Here is a 21,526-nt window from a genome sequence, read left to right on the forward strand (position 1 = left end):
ACAGGGTGAACATCTTAAGATTGGACGACAGCGATTTAGTTCCAGTAGACTATGGCGATTTGCTGGACAAAATTTTAGAAGTTTTGCAATCAAAAAATCCGTTTAGTGTTTCGGGCGATCGGCGTCGTTTGTTAATAGATATTGACGCGGTAGCTGCTCAAATATCGAGTATGAACGTGCGACATCCATTGGGTGGTTATGAACGCTTCGCACATTCTGCTACAGTCAATTTCACTCCCGAACTTGAAACTAAATTTGGCAGTCAAATTAGACAAATTAGACAATATTTGCGACAACATTTAGCATCACTCGTGGGAGGGAATGATGCTATTGCAGATTTCGTGGCTAGCTTAATTGAGCCTTTAGAATCACGGTATTTTCAGGGAAATGGTACCGACTTAGGTTTTAAATACGATTTTGCCAAATCCTCTCCTACCTTAGCAAAAAAGAAGCTAACATTGCAGCGCCCAAATACTGTTGGGACATCGGCAATTTTGAAGCTGCATAAATTGACGATTGCTGTGCGAGATTCAGACATCTTTCAGCAACAACTGAAGGAGGGTTTAGAGAATTACATTGATGAAAATGCTGACACTGAAAGCGATAAGCAAGAACTGCATCATCGTCTTGATGAGCTGGTTAAAGATGAAAATTCTGATTTTCACAAATTGCTCAAAGTTGTAGACCAAGAAACTCTAGGGAAGCTCAAAAAAGAAGCTAAAATTACCTACTTGGAGTATCTGCTAGAACACATCCGCACCAGCAGCACAGATAGTGTTGGTATCATCTACTTAGAAGACTTGATCCGGCGGATTAGGTTGCTCGAAGCATACATTGGCGATCGCACTAAAGAAGATGGCTATTATAATGTCAATTATGCCGGTGTCTCAGTTAATTATCAAGATATGTTTTCCAGAGCCGAAGTTTTAGATGCACTTCCCATCATTCCGATTGTAGCAGGTTATTTAGGAGAAACCACAGACACCCATCTGAGCGAACGTAAATATATTTTCGGTTTAAAACTAAAATTTGGCAACGAAGTTCAAGCACGCGGCGGTGAACCTGTATTTGATTATAACCTGAATTTTCTCAATCCTGAGAGTGATGAACACAAAGCAGAATTAGCGGATAGTTACACAAGCGAAACATTCATTCGCAAAGTATTGAAAATAGCATTATTGTACTATTTTGTATTTGCTTCTCATAGCAATCCTTTATCACCGGATTATAACCCTGATTCTGAACTGACTTACGATCCGATACAAAGGTTTGAATCAGTAATTCCTGTACTGCAAGGTTCTGATGAAGAAAAGAAAAAGGGGATATTTAGAGGTATCAAAAGAGGGCTAACTGAATATAATATTGAAGTTAAAATAAACCATCTCAAGCAATTATTAAAAAACTTTATAGATAGGCAAACGATTTTGCCAACTCGCACAGAGCCGCGACATATAAGCATCAAAAGAGGTATCCTAGAAGACATCGATAATGCTTTAACGAATGGTCGATTTTTTGATAATGTTCTGCAACGAAATCCCAAAGAATCACTTCAGTATATCGCCGTAGAACAATCGAGTATCAATGAAATAGCTATCTGTCAGCTACCAGTCAAGATGACCATCGAAGATGTCCGCTACTTCCAGACTGATGAATTCCAAAATTTCAGCATGGAATATAACATTAAGGACATCGATACTTTGCCTGTACTTTGGGTTCCTGAAAGTCGGATGAGTGAATATAACAGCAGTTTTTCCAAACAGTATAAATTGCTGTTGTTTCGTTATAACAATAAACGTTTAGACAGCAAGGAAGGTTTGAAATCGGATGCAGCGTTTGTTTACAAATTTGCTGTTTCGCTACTGTCTTATGTTTGCCTAGAAATATTATTAAATAAATCAAAAAAGAATTTGTTTATTCCGATGGTGAGACTTCACGAAGGCGATCGCAATAACCCTTCGCCGTCGGAAAAGTTTATGGCTAACATTTCCAAAACATTGTCTCATCTTTTTAGTGAAAAATACCGATCGACTTCTCAAGGGTTTCGCATCAAGGGAAAACCAAATGGCTACAGTATCCGCAACGGTTTGAGTTCCCTGTATTCAATATTGCCTAAAAAGTTTAAATTTCGGAATGTTCCACTATCTCCCGACTTGGACAATTTAGCAATTATTGTCGTCTCAAGCTGCGAAAGTGATGCGAAAAAAGGTAATAGCGACCGCTTTCAGAGAAAAACTTGTTTGTTAGGCGAAGTGGCGGGAATTAAACGCCTATCAGAGGATACAATTCAAGTCGGAATGCTGAAAACTTTGTCAGAAAACTACAGCGTTCAACACCTTTACAGTCAGCCGTCAATCCTCGAAGATACTGTCAGCCAGCTTTACAAGCATGGCTATCGCAATTTTCTGTATATTGCACAAGCACCTTATACAAGCACGCTACACATTACCCAGACTGATGAAGACGAGCAATTGTTTTTTATGTCGAAAAAACTAATCCAAACTTTGAAAGGAGATCGGCAAGATATCAAGATTTATCCGGTATTTTTTGATAAATATTACGTCCGAAGTCCTAAAGAACACAAGGGAGAATCTTTCTACATTCAGGATACAACGGAACTGGAAAGTTTATCAAAAGATCCCAGTCAACAAGCTGTGATGTTTTTTAATCTGTTTAATGGTATCAAAGTAGAGCAAGGGGAAAAGAACTTTTACAACGGTGTGATTTCTTACTCGACACTGTTGAATATATATGAAGGCATTCTGGATGACCAAGATATTCGCCAAGGTTTGATGTACGATGGTGAAATTAAAGATACTTTACTGCACTATTTAACCATCTTCCACTTTTCTAGGTATGAAGCCCGTCAACACATTAGTTTGAAACTCGATCCCTACGCTCATATTATCGGCGATGATTCAGTTGGTACTTTATCTGTATTTCGTCATGGAGGCGAGAGTGCAGATTTTAACTCGCTGGCTTTTTTGAATAAGGTAAGAGAAGTATTGAGCGTAACTGAGGGAGGTACAAAATAATGATAAGTGAAGATTTTGGACGGCTGTTTGAAGTGGGATTCAATATCGGGATTCTGGCATATATTCAGCGGGAAAATTTAAGTCACAATTTTGGTGATTCCTACCGTCTAGATTTGCAGAGGCTCAAATTGCCAAAGATGACGGCGGAAATCGTCAGGGAAGCCAATCTGCTGGCTAGTTTAGATGCTGAAATAGTTGAGAAATGGAGTTTGTTTTTTGTCCAAAAAGGCTTTTTGGGTGGGTTGAATTTTTTCCGGGAGTACGTCAAATCTACTGGCTGGAATTTGCAGCGGTTGAAAATTGTGTATTGTCAGTGCAGTTTTAGTGATGCTAACAGTATCAGAACCTATAATAAGGGTGAGAAAGAAGCGTTTAAAGAGGTATTGTCTCAGTTGACAACTGCCAAACTTAGTTTATCAGATGATGAGATTAACTCGTACATCCGCCGCTACTCGAAAAAGGGTGAGTTTTTGCAGGCTGATACGCTGATGCTGTTACAGTATGGAAATGATTTTAGAATTCTCTGCGTTGATTTGTCTGTGTTTTCTCCGACGCTAGCTCCAAAACCGGAGGATATCAATGAAATAGAGGTGATACGAAAATATTTAATGAGAGAAATTAGCTATTTGCGATCGAAAAGTGTTTTTTCTAATCTGCGGATGGATACCAGCACTTTAGGTGTTGATTTCTCGGAGGATTTAAAACGCTATTTTACAGCTTTTAAGTATAAGGATAAGGAAAGCACTAAGCTGATTCAGGCGGGTAGCTACGCTCACAGTTTCTATGGATTTTTGCAACAAACAGGTATAATTTCAAGTAATGCTGAGGTTTTGTTTAATGTGGTTGGTTATGGCGATCGCAATATTAGCACTATTTCCCTACGCAAGGACAAAATCAAGTTGTTAGCAACTTGTGCTCAGATTTACCAGAATGAACCGAAAGGTAAAGAGATTAGCGACGCCCGCAGCGAAGTTTTAGATGTTATTCAACTCAACGCGGCTCGCAGTTTTAAAGAAGGCAGAAAGTTTGTTGATTCTCTGTTAGGAATTGGAAAAAATGTCACCGAACCTGTACCTCATACAGAACGGATAGACGATTTTGTTAATTCAATAGATATTATATCAGATAAACTGGCAGATGACTTGCAAATTTCTCGCGGATTAGACCTGCGAAATGCTCACGCTGAATTGATTGTGAAAGCGCTTCAGTCTGATGAAACTTATATCTTTTTGACGGGGAATCCGGGAATTGGGAAAACAACTGCGATCGCCAATTTCCTCAAAAGCCATATCGACGACGGTTTCTTATTCCTGTACGTCAGTCCCCGCAAGCAAGTAAACTTGGATATTATCGAAAAATTCAAAGACAAAAATACTGGTTTGCTGTGCAACGATCGATTATTTTGTATCAACACTAACGCCGATATCATCAAAAGCAATTCAGGACACTGTACCGTCAAGTATGCATCGAATAGCTATCGCGACGATTTCACAAAAAAAACTGTTCGCTTCCTCAAGGATGATTCAGAAATTCAGAGGACGGAATATCATCAATCCGAACTTGAACAAAAGGGAGAAACAGTAATCAAACCCGTTAAATCCAAAGGGAATGGAGTGCTCAAGAGCATTTGCGAAGGTATATACGCGCTGATAAATGGCCAGGTATCTAATAATATCGTAGCTACGGTTTCTATTCAATCGGTTAAGATGAAAGAAAACCGACAAAATACCCTAGAGCATTTAGATAAAATTTTTCAAGATACTTACAATAAACGGGACAAACGGGTCATTCCCGCTAAGATGCAAGAAATCTCCAGTCGCATAAAAAATATTTTCATTATGATCGATGAAATTACGGGAGATGATGGTGGCGTTGAGTTCTTAGATGGGATTGGCAAGATTATCAAAAAACATGAGTTGCACAAGCTAGAACACGGCTTTAATACTAAAATTATTGTGGCCGATGCTTCGATTGTTGACTGCGATGTGATTAAACAACACCTTGATAACACGTCACCGGAACCGGATAAAATTTACTTTAAAAAATTAGCAAAAAATTGTGATGTAATTGAACCTTTACAAGTGATTCCTTTTAAATTCAAGAATCTAGCTGCCAAGGTAATTAATGCTAATTCCTACCCCGCCCGCAGTTTAGAGATAACTTACAAAATATTTGTAGAAACTGTTAAATACACTGAAAATGCACCTTTAAAAGAGAAGAGTAATTTAGTTAAATCAGTACAATCGGAAATAGTTGCAGACATCGATCGCATATTGGCACAGCCTGGTGTAGAACAAATTATAGTATACATTCAGAACAAGCAAAGATTGACTGAATTAATTAATAAAATTAGAGATTGTCGCGAAAAGTTTGAGCAGTTTACTGATTATCTGGAAATTCACGCTAATATCTCGGAAGAGGAGAAAGAAAAAATACAGGAATACAAAAATACAGCTAAAGTGATCTTTATGACTGCATCGGGAAGTCGTGGACTTTCTTTCCCAAAAACCAAGCACATTTTAGTGGATATTCCCCGCTTTCAAATAGAGAAAAATTTGATGGAAGTGATACAGGTGATTTATCGGGGACGCGGGGAAGATGAGTCAGGTAAAACCCTTGATGGTGAAGACAAAGAGTTGGTTTTTTACCTATCTGATACCGCAGTTTATTACGCTGATGATGCGGAACTTTCCCTGCAAGAAAGCAAGTTGAGTTTGTTGAATTTATTGCTAATTCTCAAGACGGCGGTGATGACGCGAATTTCAGGATACGGTTATTTAGGTAGGGAAAAGTTTTTGATCGTTCCCATCGGCGGAAAGTCGGTTTCCGCAGTCGGGGATACTTTTAGCAGCAAAATGGCTGCTCTAATTAAGACTTTAAAGAGCGAGAGCCAGCGAGGAAATATGTTGTTTAAGGAGGTTTATACGAGTCTGGAACAGCTTTTGGGTCGCGGAGAGTTTGTTTTGCCAAATTATGATAAGTCTCGTCAAAAGGGCGATTCCTATCTAGAAATGCGGGAGGATTTTAATCGTAAGTTTTTGGAAAAGTGCAATCCTCTTGATGGTTTGTTGAGCTATGATAATTTAGAGATCGGTCATGTTTGCGGTAGTTTGTTGATAGTACCTCTAGCCGATCGCACTTTGGTAGAAACATACCAGATGTCGCTGCATCGGGAAATCAAGGAATGTCTAGAGAAGAAGTTGCTGCACAAAATGCGTCTCATTAGGGATAGCGATTCGTCCCCGGAGAATCTAATATCGGCAATTAGAGGAGGTGCGATCGAGCTTTTGCAATTTCTCAACAGCGATGTGGAGAAAACTCAGTATTTTGAAGAGCAGAGTCAGCAGTTCGATCGCTATTATGCCATACCGCTGTTTGCCTTCGTTAGCGGGGAGGAAATGCAAGAGTATTTTGCTGACAATAAGGTGGAAGAACCGGAAGACAGGCGGTTTCGGGATATTTTGTCGGCTTATGTGCGATCGATCTACCCTGTAGATAGTGTAATGCCGATCGGGCACAAGTATCGAGACTTTCCATTTATCGTGTTTAGAAGCTACAGTTTAGAGCAAAGTAGAGAAAAGATTTTTACAGATAAATATCTTTTAAGTTCCAACGAGTTGAACGTGCTTAATTTAATTTTGTCGAAGCAGGTAAACTGAAACTGGGAGCATCCCAATTTGGTAAAAAGCGTTTTTTACGAGTGCGAGCGTCTCGCTCGCGATTTAGCCGTTCGCTATGGACGCTCGCACTCTATATCATCCAAATATATTATTCTGATGCAACCGTCCACGATCTGAAAGCAAAAATGGGATGCTCCCACTGAAACTTGTAGGTGCGTCAGACCATTTTAGATTTTAGATTTTAGATTGGGAATCAAGGATGACTATCGGGGTTGGGAGTTTACCTACAGTTGCATTATTGTTGGAAACGGCTAAGCTGTGGAGCATTTAAAATAGTATTGTATGGTGCGTCAGTCCGCAGCGTTTCCCTTGCCGGTGGAAGCGATCGAGCTGACGCACCCTACTGGCCTCGTTAGTGGTTTAAATGCTCCACAGCATATCAGTTAGCCCTCACCCTATCCGCACACAAAATAAAACTCTTCCGGGGCACCATACTTGCTACTTGCTAACTTCAAACGGCGTGTATTTCCCACCCAAAGCTTCGACGATGGCGCGAGTATTAGCCGACATCATTTTCACATAAGAATCGCCCTCGCTTCCAGCCGCCCCAATCGAATCCGAATAAAGTTGCTGCGCCGCCAATTTCACACCCGCTTCCTCCGCCACAGTTTTAATCAGTTGCGGGTTAATTGTAGTCTCCGCAAAAATAGCAGGCACTCCCGCAGCTTTCACAGATTCTACTAACTTTTGCACCGTTTGAGCGCTCGGCTGTTCCTCCGTACTAATCCCGATCAAACTATCAGCAATTCCCAATCCGTAAATGCGGCTGTAATATTGAAAAGCATCGTGGGTTGTTACTAATTTGCGCTTATTTTCGGGGATAGTTTTAATCTCTTGCTCGATCCAAATATCCAAGCGTTTTAACTCTTCAGTAAGTTTCACAGCATTCTGCGTAAACTTCTGCTTATCTTCCGGCGAGAGTTCGATTAGCGCATCCCGAATTGCTTCCACCATTTGAACTGCATTTTCCACATTTCCCCAAACGTGCGGATCGGGTACGGTATTGCCTTCTTTATTCAGTAGCAAAGGCTTGACAACTTCCCCCACTGGTAATTTCCGCGCCTTAATTCCGGCGGCATTCATCATCCTAATTAATCCCGGTTCCAAATTGTAACCGTTATACAAAATTAAGTTAGCTTGTTCTAAAGCTTGAGAATCTTTTGGCACCGGTTCGTAAACGTGAGGATCGGTTCCCGGTTGCAAAATTCCTGTTAGCTGAATTTCGCCTCCCGCTACTCGATCGGTCAAATCCTCAATAATTGTGCTGGTAGCAACTACCTTGGGTTTAGCATCTGCCTCTGGAGATAGCCGATCGCCCTGGGTTTGAGCGCAACTAAATAAACCCACAGTCAAAATGCCACAAGCAATAGTTCTAATCCAAAATACCTTGGACTTGTCCAATCGAGGGGCGGCGGTTTCAATCCCCCACTCACCGCGAAACTCCCCTTTATCGGATTGCTTCACAATTGCCGTCGGTTTTAACCGACTTGAGATTTTCGCCGCCAAACCTATGGTTTGAGGGGTTTCGAGCTTGTACTGCCGCATTATCTACCTCTCCTGCGTTCCAGATTATTCCTATTTACCGATGATTTCATATTCTTTTCATTTTTACAGTAAACTTAATAAAAAGGAGATAGACTCACCGCCATGAATACCGCCGCCTTGCCCAACGAGACTCCTTGGTCTCAAATGGTTTGCCACCTCAAAGACAGCGCTACCGACACTGAAATTATCACTGTTAAGCACTTAGCAGTAAACTACCGCACGGTAGAAGCACTCAGAGATATCAATCTTTCTGTCAAACCGGGAAGGCTGACGGGTATTATTGGCCCCAACGGTGCCGGCAAAAGTACGCTGATTAAAGCAATGTTGGGCTTAATTCCCGCAGTTCGCGGCACTGTTACCTGGGGCGAAGAAGCGATCGCCGATCGACTCGAAACAGTAGCCTACGTCCCGCAGCGATCGCAAATTGACTGGAACTATCCCGCCACCGTTTGGGATGTCGTGATGATGGGAAGAGTCAGAAAAGCCGGATGGTTTCGCCGCTTCTCTGCAGCTAGCCGCCGCACCGCTGCCGATGCCTTAGAAAGAGTAGGCATGAGTGCTTACAAAGACAGGCCGATCGGACAACTTTCCGGCGGACAGCAACAGCGAGTATTTCTAGCTAGAGCATTAGCCCAAGAAGCCGCTATTTTCTGCTTTGACGAGCCGTTTGTCGGCGTTGACCAAAAAACTCAAAATATCATTTTCGACATCTTCCACCAGCTAGCAAATGCCGGAAAAATTGTCTTAGTAGTCAACCACGACTTAGGCGAATCAATCACCAATTTTGACGATTTAATTTTGCTAAATACAGAACTGATTGCCGCTGGTTCCCGCCAAGAAGTGCTAACCCAAGACAACCTTTACCGCGCCTACGGCGGACAAGTAATGTTCTTTGCCGGACAAGCAGCTTGATTAGCCAGCAGTCAATAGATTTTAGATTTTAGATTTTAGATTTTAGATTGACCCTACGGATAAATGCGGGGGCTTGAGGATTTTCGATTTTCGATTTTGGATTGATTCCACGGATAAATCACGTGGCGGGTACCATCAAGAAATTCTTGGTCATTAATCTAGGAGTTACACTGTTGAACGCGGTTTATTTGATAATCTTGGGTTGGGCAACGATAAATCTAGGCTCAAACTCACATCTTGCACCATTCTCAAGAATAGGCAAGATGCCTGTTCCACAAGGAAATTCACTCTTTGTGGAACAGGCATCTTGCCTGTTCATAAAAAGCTTATTGAGAATGGTGCAACATCTCAGATCGAACCGGGTTGCTTTGGTTGTTAGTAATTAGTTAACTGTGATTTGATAATTTTATGATCCAAACCTTAATTGAGCCGTTACAGTACGGATTCATGCAGCGATCGCTCGTAATTGCCATTCTCGTCGGCATCGTCTGCGCGATCGTCGGCAGCTACCTAATGGTACAGCGGTTGGCCTTGCTCGGAGACGCCATCAGCCACTCGGTTTTGCCCGGATTGGCGATCGCATTTATCCTCGGAGCAAATATCTTTATCGGCGCTTTCATTGCCGGAGTGTTGAGTACAGTAATCATAGCTTGGATCAAAGCTCGATCGACAATCAAAGAAGACGCGGCAATGGGCATCGTATTTTCCGCATTCTTCGCCCTCGGCATCACCCTAATTACGATCGTCCAAAAAGACAACAAAATCGACCTCAACCACTTTCTTTTCGGCAACATCCTGGGAGTTACTGCCGAAGATGCGATCGACACAGCCGTCATAGTCGCCGTAGTCTTATTAGTTGTAGTATTGTTTTACAAAGAATTGCTATTTTACACATTCGATCCATTAGGAGCGCAAGCAACAGGTTTGCCAGTAAACCTGCTCAACTTCGGACTGATGGTACTCATCGCCCTCACAATAGTTGCCAGCCTCAAAGCTGTTGGCGTAGTGCTAGTTTTGTCCCTATTAATTACACCAGCAAGTACCGCATATCTCCTAGTCACTCGCCTGCACCAAGTAATGATTTTAGGCGCAATAATCGGAGTTATTTCCAGCATTAGCGGAATGTATTTCAGCTACTTTTATAACTTACCATCCGGCCCCGCAATAGTTTTAGTTGCATCGGGATTATTTGTACTATCATTGCTGTTCAGTCCCACTCAAGGAATCCTCACTCAGCCCCGCACACACTCCGGCCAAATTCCTCCCATATGGCGGGAATTAAAAAATTTAATTAAAGGCCGATAACAAGTAATTTTGTAGTAACGCTTCAGCGTCGCCCCTCCCATTGTTAATAAGAATCTTCGTTAATCCCCGTGGATGTGCGGTTCAAAAAAGCCTCTCGAATTAATGCGTGTAACTGCGAATCGCCGACAGCATCCCGATTTTGTAAAAAGGGTTTTTGTTAGGAGTGCGAGAAAGCAAAAATGGGAGGCTGTCGCAGCGGGCGATCGCACCTGCGAACAATTGCTCAAAAAAACTGTACAATAACAAAAGTAAAAATTTCACGCAAACAGAACTACTCAGTTAAAAAACATGACAGTCAAAGTAGGAGACACCGCACCGGATTTTACCTTACCATCTCAAACTGGCACATCAGTCAGCCTCAAAGATTTTAAAGGTCAAAAAAACGTCATAGTCTACTTTTACCCCAAAGACGACACACCCGGATGCACCACCCAAGCTTGCGCTTTTCGAGATAGTTACGAAGTCTTCAAAGACGCAGGTGCAGAAGTCATAGGAATTAGCGAAGATTCGCAACAATCGCACCAGCAATTTGCCGCCAAATATCAGTTACCTTTTACACTGCTAAGCGATACAGGCAACAAAGTTCGGCAATTGTACGGCGTTCCAGCTACGCTGTGGATTATGCCCGGTAGAGTTACTTATGTCATTGACAAAGAAGGCGTTGTCAAGCATATTTTTGACTCCATGTTAGACTTCAAAGCCCACGTTGCAGAAGCACTCAAAACTTTAGAAACCATCAAAAGTTAGATGGATTTGCTCAAATATATTGTTGGTAGTGAGGACGGAAGTCCTCATTGTCTCAAAAATCCAGAAAAAACTAAATTCCTGACTGCGAACTAAGGGTTTTTAGTGACAACGAAAATTCTCAGACTAGAGATTTTCCCGTACCCAATTTTTAAAAGCTTGAATAGCGCGGGTTCTGCCAGCAATTTGACTCTGCTGAGTGTACTGATTTACCAGTTCGACAATCGGGATATTGGGAAAAGTGGGACTCACATCAGACTCAATATATTGTTCGGCTTGCAAGACGTTGATTTGTAGCCCTCGCCGTGCGTATCGCCAAAGTTCCGGCACTCCTAGAATTTGATAATTATCCAACTGCGTGCGAGAGGTAAGATCAATTTCTATAGCTAAATCAGGGGGCGGATCGACACTCATATCGAGGCGATTTTTACCGATAACCGCTGCTTGATTTTGAATGTAAAAACAGGTATCCGGTTCGACAGCCTGACTCATGCGTTTATTTTTCAAAGTTGTCGAGCCCAACGACTCAAATGCTATTTGTCGTGCTTCCAACAAAATTTTTACCATGTCGCCAATAATTTCCTTGGCTTTTTCATGTTCGGGCAGAGGAACCATAATTTCTAACCGTCCGTTACTATAGGAAAGTCGGGAAGCACGACGTTCTCCTAATTCCGCCAAAATACTTTCAAATTGTTGCCAGTTCACATCCTCAACCAGTAATTGCTGACCCGGTTGAATCTTCAATTGTCTTAATTCCAATAGCATAATTGTTCATCCATTTTATCTAGGAAATATTACGCAAGTCGTGACTACTAATCATTATCTTAAAAAATCAAGAAAAAACTAAAGTCCTTACTAAAAACTCGTGGTTCGTAGTAAGGACTTTAGTCCTTTTTTGCTAACGACTTGCAGCCATTAACAATTAGCTGTCAGCCATTATCTAGCTTTTCCCAACACTGGATTTTTCAGGTGCAGCGCTTTCGGCAGTTTTGCCATTTTTGCTATTACCGTTACCGTTGCTGTGGCGGGGTTGGATGACTCCATAGCCGCCGTGACTCTTGCGTTCGTAGAGCACGTTAATTTCGTCAGTTTCCGCATTACGGAACATATAGAAATCGTGATCGATAATCTGCAATTGTTCCAAAGCTTCTTGCACAGTCATTGGAGGCATAGCAAAATACTTAGTCCGCACCACCTCAGCAGGAAGTTCGGGAGTTCGATCGCCAATCAGATCCGCTGCTACAGGATGTTCATCAACTACCGTAACCGTTTTGGGACTACTCTGGGTCTTATTGTCGTGGCGTTTTTCCTTAAATTTCCGCAGTTGACGAGCTATCTTGTCGGCAACCAAATCGATGCTGGCATACAGGCTTTCCGTGCTTTCTTCAGCCCGAATCACGCTGCCGTTAGCATAAATTGTCACCTCAGCAGTCTGCTTAGGATTGATCCTGGGGTTACGAGCCACCGATAGATGTATGTCCACTTCCGTAGTCAAAGTTTGAAAATGGCTAACTGCCTTTTCCACCTTTTGATTGACGTACTCGCGAATCGCATCGGTGATTTCTATATTTTTACCCTGGATAACAAGCTTCATAGAGCTCCCTCCCTTCTGTAACGTGGGTATATTTTATACAGTAGCACCATGTATTCTAGAAAACACTTATCTTCCAAATCTTTTTTGATATGTTGACAATTCTTGATTTAAACTGCGCCAATATTCCGTAAAAATACTATTGATTTTTTGCATGGTTTCTCCTCTAATCCCTCAACCGCTAAATGCACAACCCTGCTTGCTCCTCGATTGGGGACAAGTACCCTACTCCCAAGCTTGGGAAATCCAGCAAAAAATGGTGCAAGAGCGCCGGGAAAATCCTGATTTGCCAGATGTCCTGATTTTGTTGGAACATCCGCCGGTTTACACTTTGGGAATGGGAGCAAAGCTGGAATTTCTCAAATTTGACCCGGGCAAAACTCAGCCGGAATTGCACCGAGTCGAGCGGGGCGGCGAGGTGACTTACCACTGTCCGGGTCAATTGGTGGGGTATCCGATTTTAAATTTGCGGCGCCACCAGCAAGATTTGCACTGGTATTTGCGGCAGTTGGAGGAAGTGCTGCTGGGGGTGCTGGAAGTTTGCGGGTTGAAGGGTTCGCGGGTTCCCGGTATGACTGGAGTTTGGGTGGATGGGTGCAAGGTAGGCGCGATCGGCATTAAAGTCAGCCGCTGGATTACGATGCACGGTTTTGCTTTAAATGTTTGTCCGGATCTCGCAGGTTTTGGGCAAATTGTACCTTGCGGGATTCCCGATCGACCTGTTGGCAGTTTAGAACAGTTTATCCCGGGAATTGAGGTCGATCGAGTGCGATCGCTCGTTATCGCTGAGTTTGCTCGCGTTTTTGCCGTGGAAATTGTGCGATTCCCTACGGGATAGCTTCGCTTCACGAATGTGTAGGGTGCGTCGCTGTCAACCTTACTACTAACGATCGCAGTGCGATCGCTCTTAAATTATCAAAAACATCAGGCTTAATTCTCCACCCAATCACTTAAAAACTCCAGACTAAGGATGCTAAATATCGAATCGAATTAACGCGGTGTTTGCGAGACTTGGGGGTATTATATATAGCAATCCTAAATGATTTGCTGGCATTATACGCGAGCAAGATGCTCGCATATAATGTAAGGATTCTGGTCTCGCTCGATTTGGCGGCTGATGCGAGGATTGCTATAGAGATAAATTTTAACTGTCTGTACTTACTGACTCAAGAATTAAGAGAATTGGTGGTACAATGCGCGATCGCGGGCTTCTCTAACCTTAGAGAGAAGCAAGACCCATGCAGAAATACGTCCTAAGAGTTTTGCGATCGCCCGTAGAGTCAGGTATGATTCTTGTTAATTATTGCGCTCCGCTCAAGAGAAAAAATTTATGTCAGATATGTCCGGTCAAGACCCCTCGGAAATTAAAATGGCGACGGTTGATGAAGAAGAAAAAGGCGCAACGTTTAGCGGTACGGTCATCCTTGCTATCGATGTCGAGGGTGCTGGGGAAGTCCTTTTCTTCAGAGACTTTTTGATTGAAGATTATAAAGGCGAACTTACCGCTTATCTGGCAACAGATGGCAATATAACGAAAAGCATTGATTTAGGCGAACTTAAGCATAAGAGCAGCAGCTTTAAGCTGCCAATTCCGCTGGGGACGGATACATCACCCTACAATACAGTCGTGCTGCGCGACGAAAAAAGCAAGAAAAAAGTTGTGACGATCGAGCTGTAAAATTTGCAATTTAGCTCGTAGTTGGGCCAAATTCGTTAGCGCAGCCCTCGAAGAGGATCGCCCTTTTTTTCCTGAAGTGCGATCGCTCTTAAATTAAGGTGCGTCACTTTCGATCGAACAGTCGAGTTGTAAAGTGATGCACCCTAATTTTTAAAATGGAATCGGATCGTAATCGGGATTTTCCGGTTCGTTAGACGAACCCGAAGATCGATCGGACTCAGAATTTGAAGACTGATGCGAGTTCCAATCCGAACTAGACGTGCGGTTAGCGCCGCTTGGAGCGCTGTTAGAACTGCGGTTCCGCGAGCCTAAAGGTACTACATTGCTCGGCACATTAGCCGGGGCGGTGTCGCGAATTTGAGCCGGTTCGGGGGCAGTTCTAGCTGCAGGAGCCGAACTCATTGCATCGGCACCGACACTGTAAATCCTTTGAGCTGTCAGTTCAGCGCGCTTTTCTTTAATACCGTCTCTTTCGATCGTATTCATGCCCAGCCGTCCCTCAATAATCACGCGATCGCCCTCGCGATATTTCTCGTGAATTTCTTGAGCAAAATTTCCCCATCCTATCACTTTCAAACGTTCTGGGGGATCTTCAGGTTTTGGGCCTGGAAACTCCACCAGCATTTCAGCGATTTGAAGTTGATTGTCAGGAGTATAACGGAGTTGCGGTTGTTGAATTATTTCCGCCATCAAAATGCAGCTATTCATAACTTAAATGGGAATTGGGAATTGGGCATTGGGAATTGGGCATTGGGCATCGGGTTAGTTGTTAGTTGTTAGTTGTTAGTTGTTAGTTGTTAGTTGTTAGTTGTTAGTTAAAATGACTCAATAATAACCAATAACTAACAACAAATAACTAACAACAAATAATCAATTACCCGTTACCAAATTTATCTTGGCGAACCGCCGCCTCGGCTTGAGTGACAAAATCGTGAACGAGGGCGCGGTACTCCTTCAAAGTTTCAGATACCCAATCTCGATCCTCGCTGTTGGCGAAGATATGAACGGTCGGTTCGCTAGCATCGGGCAAAACTAATACCCAATTGTCGTCGCTGTAGTTAAAAATCTTCACTCCATCTATTAATTCTAAACGATCGGGCGAATGAGTTTCTACTAAATGTCGCATCAGCGAACCCTTGACCGTCCAAGGACAGCGGACGCTGTAACTGCGGTGGGTGACGCGGGGAAGTTCGGCTTTGATCTGTCCGAGCGATCGCTCCTGAATCGTCATCATTTCTATCACTTTAGCAATGCAGAACATTCCGTCAAATCCGGGATGCAATTGCGGGAAAATAAAACCCATAAGGCCGCTGCCGCCCAAAACCACATTCGGGTTCCTGTTAGCTGCTTCCATCAAAGCAGTTGGGTTCGCCTTCGTGCGAATTACCTTGCTTTGATAGCGGCGGGCGATCGCCTCCACCGCAGAAGACGCATTCACCGGCACTACTACTGTACCTTTGGGATGAGAAGTCAGCATCAAATTTACCATCAACGCCGTCAGCATTTCCCCGCGAATCGCTATCCCAGACTCATCTACTAAAATGAGCTGTTCGCCGTTCGCCGACACCTGCACTCCAAAATTAGCGCTGAGTGCTTTCACCACCCGACCGAGTTGGTCGAGCAAATATTCCCGTTCCCCGTTGCTTAGAGAACTTTGCTTGAGACTGGCATTGAGCACCACCGCATCGCAGCCGAATTTGGCGAGCATTTGCGGCAGAATTGCTCCCGAAACCGCGTAAACGTAATCGATTACCACCTTAGAATTGCTGTAGCGTATTGCCTCAACATTCATCTGCCGCTCAAAAATGCGGTTGTAAACGTCGAGAGCTTGGTTAAAGTACGTCATCTCTCCAATTTCGGGAATTAGAGCTCGCCGCAAATCTTCCTTAAAATAAGCGCCCTCGATTTTTTTCTCAGCAGCTTTAGTAATATTGATGCCTTTGATATCGAAGAATTCAATTAAAATGTGGTCGGAGCGATCGGGCGAAATGCGAACGTGAATGCCGCCAGCAATCGACAGCGTAGACGAAACCGTGCGCGCGATCGGAATTGCCGTCGATTCCAAATTGATCACATTAATTCCCACCGACATCAAACCCGCAATCAAAGACCTCGAAACCATCCGCGAAATGCTCCGCTGGTCGCGAGAAACCGATACCGAAGTCCCGGGTTTCAAAGTCGAGCCGTAAGCCGCGCCCAATTTCACCGCAAATTCCGGGGTAACATCGACATTTGCCAGTCCTTGAACGCCGCGCTGACCGAACAAATTCCGCTTAGCTTGTTCTCCCCAAATTAAATTTTGATTTAACAGAGCGCCGGATTCAATATTTTTGCTCGGCCAGACGCGCACGCTTGGCCCGACTTGTGCTTCTTCTCCTACGATCGACATAGAACCGACGATCGCACCTTCCAATACATGAGCGCGCCTGTCTACGCGGGTGCTCCGGCAAATCACGCAGGCTCTGAGGTGAGCGTCTTCGCCGACAATTGCTCCGTTCCAGACGATAGGACGTTTGAGGTTGGCGTCGGCCCCGACAGTCACGTTATCTCCGATCACCGTACCGGCATCGATTTTAACTCGGGCTCCAATCCGACAATTGTTGCCGATCATGGCCGGTACTTCGACGATCGCGCTATCGTCAATAAAAGTATTCTGACCTATCCAAAGTCCCGATCGAACTTGGTTGTAGTAGCTCAAATCCAGTTTGACCTTTCCCCGCAGCGCGTCGTACTGAGCTTCCCGGTAAACATCTAACTGGCCGACATCGCACCAGTAACCCTCGGCGATGTAGCCGTACATCGGCTCGTTTTTTTCCAGCAGCAAGGGAAACAAGTCTGTCGAGAAGTCGCACTCTTTATTTGCAGGCAGGTAGTCCAATACTTCCGGTTCTAAAATGTAGGTGCCGGTATTGACGGTATCGGAGAAAATTTCACTGCTAGAAGGCTTTTCCAGAAAGCGGTTGATGCGGTAATTTTCCTCGGTAATCACGACCCCGAATTCCATCGGATTGGGAACGCGAGTTAAAATTAACGTGGCTTTGGATTGCTTGCTGCGGTGAAATTCGATCGCTTCCGTCAAGTCGAAGTCTGTGATGCTGTCGCCGCTGATGACCAGAAAAGTTCGATCGAGCAATTCAGCAATATTTTTGACGCAACCAGCCGTACCCAGCGGTTGGTCTTCCTCCACAGCGTAAGTCATTTGAACGCCAAAGTCTGCCCCGTCAGTAAAATATTCCCGCATGACATCGGGAAGGTAGTGCAGCGTAGCAATAATTTCCGTAATCTGATGCCTTTTTAGCAAATTGATAATGTGTTCTGCGATCGGGCGATTTAGAATAGGCACCATAGGTTTGGGCAAATCGCACGTCAGGGGCCTGAGCCTCGTTCCCGACCCCCCAGCCATCAGCACTGCACGCATAAAATCCTCCTTGCTTAGAAAGCTCTGTACCGTCATTGTCCGCTAGAAAAAGTTTGCCTGCTCTAACTCGTGGGCCGCCAGCTAATCTGTAGCGCACTCTTATTGTCTGTTATGTTCGAGGGGGAGAGGATTTGACGAGTTTTGATGGCAATTGAAATATACAATTTAAATGCGCTACAGCTTATCAGTTCTTTATTAATTATCTGGGAGTAGTTGCACCTCTGTGAAATCCAGGACAGTGAGGCCCTCCCCAATAGCAACAGATTTCAACCGAATTACGACTTTCCGCTTCGGAGTAATCTCCTAGTCGAGCTCGGATTTGTAGGAGACGTTGGATAAGCCTTCAGAATCATCGACTTTTGGTAGAAGTCAGTTTTTGCTTGCTCCGTGAAAACTATTTCGTGGCTGTTATTTTTAAGTTTGCGCCCCGAGGGGATTTTGAAGTCTCTTTCTGAAGGTGGAATTGCTACGGCTATCGGTGCGCCAAGGCGTGTGATAAATGATAGATTAAGGGTAGCGCTTTGACTAGCTGACCCAAAATCCTATCCATTGCTTAGGGGTTTTTTAAATGAGTACGTTAATTAGCTTGGCATTGCTAGTCGCTTACGGCGGCGGTATTTGGAAATTTTGGAATGGTTTCGATCGCACTAACTTCGACAGAAGTTTTACAAATCGCCTGAAGCTGTCCCTGCTCTGGCCCGCGTTAATTTTTAATAAGCCTTACCGCCAAAACTTTACAAAAGCTCTCAAAGCTTCTAAAAGGTAATTCAAGAATGTCTAAAAAGTCCGTGAAGCATAGCTATCCCGAAGGGAATCGCCCAGTCGCGGGTCAGGAGCAGACTTGGTTTGCTAAAGGAAAATCAGATAGCTGGCAAGTTTTACTGTCGCAAGTGGCCTCTCGGTTCGATCGCGAATACCGAGGAGAAGCTTTCGCTTTACCCGAAGAAGTCGAAGCAATGCCGATTTTCCTGGAATCAGTCGCAGGAACTCTCCAAGCAAAAACAGTTTCTCCCTTCTGGAAAATTGCCAAACCTCAAAAAAATCAGCGCTGTTTAGACATTGGCTGCGGAGTCAGCTTTCTCATCTACCCTTGGCGGGATTGGGAAGCATATTTTTACGGTCAAGAAATCAGCAGCGCAGCGCGAGACGCCTTAAACGCTCGCGGCCCTCAGCTCAATTCTAAGCTGTTCAAAGGCGTAGAATGGGCCCCCGCTCACCAGTTAAATTACGAAGAGGCTCAGTTCGATTTATGCCTCGCTACAGGCTTTAGCTGTTACTATCCCATAGACTATTGGAGTATTGTCATGGGAGAAGTAAAGCGGGTACTAAAACCGGGCGGTCATTTTGTTTTTGATGTCCTCAACCCCAATTCTCCTCTAGCAGAAGATTGGGCAATTTTGGAAACTTATCGAGCTGGGGAAGTATTTTTAGAGACAATAGAAGATTGGGAAAAAATGATGAAAGCTGCGGGCGCTAAGGTAGTCAAAAAGCAAAGCGGCGACTTATTCCAAATGTATAAAATTCAATACAATTGAGAGGGAAGTGGGCATTGGGCATTGGGAATTGGTTATTTGTTATTTGTTATTTGTTAGTTCCAATAACCAATAACCAATAACTCATTACCTATTACAATTACCCATTCTCAATTATAGCATTTCTCAAATAGATGAAGTAGAAGTAGGTTGGGTAGAGCGTCAGCGTTACCCAACACCCGATTTTAAATAGTTGACAGTTAAATCAAGAGTTGGGTTTCGTGACCTCAACCCACCCAACCTACATATTTTGAACTTCACTCCGAAAGAGAACCGCTATACCAATTAACCATTAATTTGGCGTAGTGGCGGGAGTTGGTTGAGCTGCTGGTGCTGGCGGCACTTCGGCGGGAGTTGGTTGAGGTACTGGTGCTGGCGACACTTCGGCGGGAGTTGGTTGAGGTACTGGTGCTGGCGACACTTCGGCGGGAGTTGGTTGAGGTACTGGTGCTGGCGACACTTCGGCGGGAGTTGGTTGAGGTACTGGTGCTGGCGACTGCTGGGCGGCTGGCTTCGGTTGAGGCGAGGGCGACTGCTGGGCGGCTGGCTTTGGTTGAGGGGACTGTACAGCCCCTGGCTTCGGTTTGTTTGAGGCGGCCGGCGGCTTCTCAAACTGCGGTTTCACTTCACCAGGCGTTGGGGAGGGTTGCTGGCCTGTGGGTTTGGGCCCTGTCGGGGCTACCGCTGGCGGCTGCTGGCCTGTGGGTCTGGGCCCTGTCGGGGCGGTGGATGGGGTGGCGGGAATGCCGCTGCAAACTTTTTCGTCGTATTTAAACGCGACAGCCAGTTGGTAAAGCTTGTGCGTGCTGGCTGCTGCAAATGTTAACTCAGGGTTAATAATCGCGGTTTTAGCCGCATTATCGAGAATACCGTAACCTGTCGGGACGATCGGCTGAGGTTCGGCCTTGAGCAAGCCTTGAGGGCTGACAACTGCTCCAAAAACTGCTGTTCCTTCGAGTTTTTGCCAGCAAGCTGCTAGGGGATAAGGGACATTCACAATAGTCGGCCCCGTCATTTCCAAATCAGAATAAGCCTTTTTGAATTTGTCAAACAAAGCAACATAGGTATTTGCAGCCGCAAGCTGTGTCTCTCTGTCGCTGGGTAAGCTTGAACCGGGAACTCCCTGCTGTTCTAGCTGTTGCTGTCCCTGGTCAAATTGTGCCCTCCTGTTTCTTTCTTCGGGAGTTTCTGCGATGAGATTCCTTTTATTCGGATCTTTTTGAGTCAATTTTGGTACTCCATCGGGTCCCGAATTCCTGGCGCCAATTGGGAATTCCGGGGTAAAGACTGGAGCTCCGTCTGGAAATAGTGGCAGTCCGCCTCTACTGGCTATGATCTTTTTGAGCGTCTCTGCTTCGTCTTCCGATTGGCTGCCGGGAAGCTGGGGCGCTTCTGTCACTGATGGCGGCGGCGGGATATTGCGATCGAAATTACCGGGCAAGGGCGGGAAAATCAAACCGCTGGGAGGCACTGGCGGGATGAAAGTGGGTGTTGTTGGCTGGGAGGGGGTTCTGACTGTTGGAGATGGAGTTTTGGGAGGTGGCGGGGCTGTTGGGGCTGTGAAGGGCGGGAGAGGGGAAGCAGGGAGAGGGGCAAAGAATCCAGGAGGTGGCATTCCCGGCGGCAGGGCGGGCAAGTTGATGGTATCAGGTGCGGGGGGCAAGGGCGGGGCTAACTTTGGCGCGGTCCGAAGGGGAACTGGTGCGATCGAAAACGGCTTATTGGACGGGCGCGGGGGTATGGCTTGTGGTAGGCGGCCGGCCTCTGTAGGAGTTAGTTGTACCAAACCGACGGAACCGGGGATATTTTTTGAGGAATTTCCACCATACATGAGGCTTGAGAGCGTCGGGGCACTTACTCCGAGCACTCCGTGAAGGCTGACAGAAGCTAGGGCTGCCCACCAATAAGGCTGGCGCAGCGGTTCGGAAAGGGTGTTTGCTAGGGAGGAAGAGTCAGTCATTTCAATTTTAGATTTTAGATTTTAGATTTTAGATTGGGGGATTGGGAGATGGTTAGATTTTAGATTTTAGATTGGGGGATTGGGAGATGGTTAGATTTTAGATTTTAGATTGGGGGATTGGGAGATGGT

16 protein-coding genes are annotated in these 21,526 nt (G+C 44.7%); 9 read left to right on the forward strand and 7 right to left on the reverse strand.

Features of this window, described 5'->3' with window-relative positions; genetic code table 11:
• Window positions 1-5: 5 nt before the first annotated feature.
• On the forward strand, window positions 6-3,032 hold the full coding sequence (locus tag QUA56_RS23445; protein WP_333362283.1) for a hypothetical protein: 3,027 nt from the start codon (window positions 6-8) through the stop codon (window positions 3,030-3,032).
• The gene (locus QUA56_RS23450) at window positions 3,032-6,691 is read left to right on the forward strand and encodes a helicase-related protein (protein WP_333362286.1); all 3,660 of its coding nucleotides are present in this window, start codon (window positions 3,032-3,034) and stop codon (window positions 6,689-6,691) included. Before QUA56_RS23445 ends, QUA56_RS23450 begins: the two co-directional genes overlap by 1 nt.
• A 459-nt stretch (window positions 6,692-7,150) precedes the next feature.
• Here QUA56_RS23450 and QUA56_RS23455 read toward each other — a convergent pair whose 3' ends face one another.
• Window positions 7,151-8,257, reverse strand: coding sequence for a metal ABC transporter solute-binding protein, Zn/Mn family (locus tag QUA56_RS23455; RefSeq protein ID WP_333362288.1), 1,107 nt, complete (start codon window positions 8,255-8,257; stop codon window positions 7,151-7,153).
• A gap of 102 nt (window positions 8,258-8,359) precedes the next feature.
• Between QUA56_RS23455 and QUA56_RS23460 the strand changes: the two genes are divergently transcribed.
• Window positions 8,360-9,169: a metal ABC transporter ATP-binding protein gene (locus tag QUA56_RS23460; protein ID WP_333362291.1), complete on the forward strand. Its 810-nt coding sequence runs from the start codon at window positions 8,360-8,362 to the stop codon at window positions 9,167-9,169.
• A gap of 408 nt (window positions 9,170-9,577) precedes the next feature.
• Window positions 9,578-10,474 (forward strand): metal ABC transporter permease, encoded by an 897-nt coding sequence (locus QUA56_RS23465; RefSeq protein ID WP_333362294.1) that lies wholly within the window; start codon window positions 9,578-9,580, stop codon window positions 10,472-10,474.
• 99 nt (window positions 10,475-10,573) lie between these two features.
• On the opposite strand, the gene QUA56_RS23470 is transcribed toward QUA56_RS23465, so the two are convergent.
• Window positions 10,574-10,714, reverse strand: a complete 141-nt coding sequence (locus tag QUA56_RS23470; protein WP_333362297.1) for a hypothetical protein — start codon at window positions 10,712-10,714, stop codon at window positions 10,574-10,576.
• Between the two features lie 48 nt (window positions 10,715-10,762).
• Between QUA56_RS23470 and QUA56_RS23475 the strand changes: the two genes are divergently transcribed.
• Window positions 10,763-11,221, forward strand: coding sequence for a peroxiredoxin (locus QUA56_RS23475; protein WP_333362299.1), 459 nt, complete (start codon window positions 10,763-10,765; stop codon window positions 11,219-11,221).
• A 123-nt stretch (window positions 11,222-11,344) separates the two neighbouring features.
• Here the strand turns inward: QUA56_RS23475 and QUA56_RS23480 are convergent, their stop codons facing one another.
• Window positions 11,345-11,983 carry a Uma2 family endonuclease gene (locus QUA56_RS23480; protein WP_333362302.1) on the reverse strand — a complete coding sequence of 213 codons (639 nt, stop codon included), beginning with the start codon at window positions 11,981-11,983 and terminating at the stop codon, window positions 11,345-11,347.
• A gap of 175 nt (window positions 11,984-12,158) precedes the next feature.
• Window positions 12,159-12,812, reverse strand: a complete 654-nt coding sequence (gene hpf / locus QUA56_RS23485) for a ribosome hibernation-promoting factor, HPF/YfiA family (RefSeq protein ID WP_333362305.1) — start codon at window positions 12,810-12,812, stop codon at window positions 12,159-12,161.
• Window positions 12,813-12,963: 151 nt separating this feature from the next.
• On the opposite strand from hpf, the gene lipB reads away from it, so the two are divergent.
• Window positions 12,964-13,647, forward strand: a complete 684-nt coding sequence (lipB, locus tag QUA56_RS23490; protein WP_333362308.1) for a lipoyl(octanoyl) transferase LipB — start codon at window positions 12,964-12,966, stop codon at window positions 13,645-13,647.
• Window positions 13,648-14,139: 492 nt separating this feature from the next.
• Entirely contained in the window at window positions 14,140-14,487 is a 348-nt protein-coding gene (locus QUA56_RS23495) for a hypothetical protein (RefSeq protein WP_333189437.1), read from the forward strand.
• 150 nt (window positions 14,488-14,637) lie between these two features.
• On the opposite strand, the gene QUA56_RS23500 is transcribed toward QUA56_RS23495, so the two are convergent.
• Window positions 14,638-15,195, reverse strand: coding sequence for a single-stranded DNA-binding protein (locus QUA56_RS23500; RefSeq protein ID WP_333362312.1), 558 nt, complete (start codon window positions 15,193-15,195; stop codon window positions 14,638-14,640).
• A 166-nt stretch (window positions 15,196-15,361) separates the two neighbouring features.
• A complete protein-coding gene (locus QUA56_RS23505; RefSeq protein ID WP_333362315.1) occupies window positions 15,362-17,905 on the reverse strand; it encodes a mannose-1-phosphate guanyltransferase in 2,544 nt (847 codons plus the stop codon).
• Between the two features lie 568 nt (window positions 17,906-18,473).
• On the opposite strand from QUA56_RS23505, the gene QUA56_RS23510 reads away from it, so the two are divergent.
• Together QUA56_RS23510 and QUA56_RS23515 are read left to right on the forward strand one after the other, a co-directional pair.
• On the forward strand, window positions 18,474-18,671 hold the full coding sequence (locus QUA56_RS23510) for a hypothetical protein (RefSeq protein WP_172187100.1): 198 nt from the start codon (window positions 18,474-18,476) through the stop codon (window positions 18,669-18,671).
• Window positions 18,672-18,678: 7 nt separating this feature from the next.
• Window positions 18,679-19,440 carry a class I SAM-dependent methyltransferase gene (locus QUA56_RS23515; protein WP_333362318.1) on the forward strand — a complete coding sequence of 254 codons (762 nt, stop codon included), beginning with the start codon at window positions 18,679-18,681 and terminating at the stop codon, window positions 19,438-19,440.
• A gap of 289 nt (window positions 19,441-19,729) precedes the next feature.
• On the opposite strand, the gene QUA56_RS23520 is transcribed toward QUA56_RS23515, so the two are convergent.
• Window positions 19,730-21,397, reverse strand: a complete 1,668-nt coding sequence (locus tag QUA56_RS23520) for a hypothetical protein (RefSeq protein WP_333362321.1) — start codon at window positions 21,395-21,397, stop codon at window positions 19,730-19,732.
• Between the last annotated feature and the right edge of the window lie 129 nt (window positions 21,398-21,526).

Origin of the sequence: Microcoleus sp. N3A4 (assembly GCF_036701805.1) — a bacterium.
Lineage (GTDB): Bacteria > Cyanobacteriota > Cyanobacteriia > Cyanobacteriales > Microcoleaceae > Microcoleus.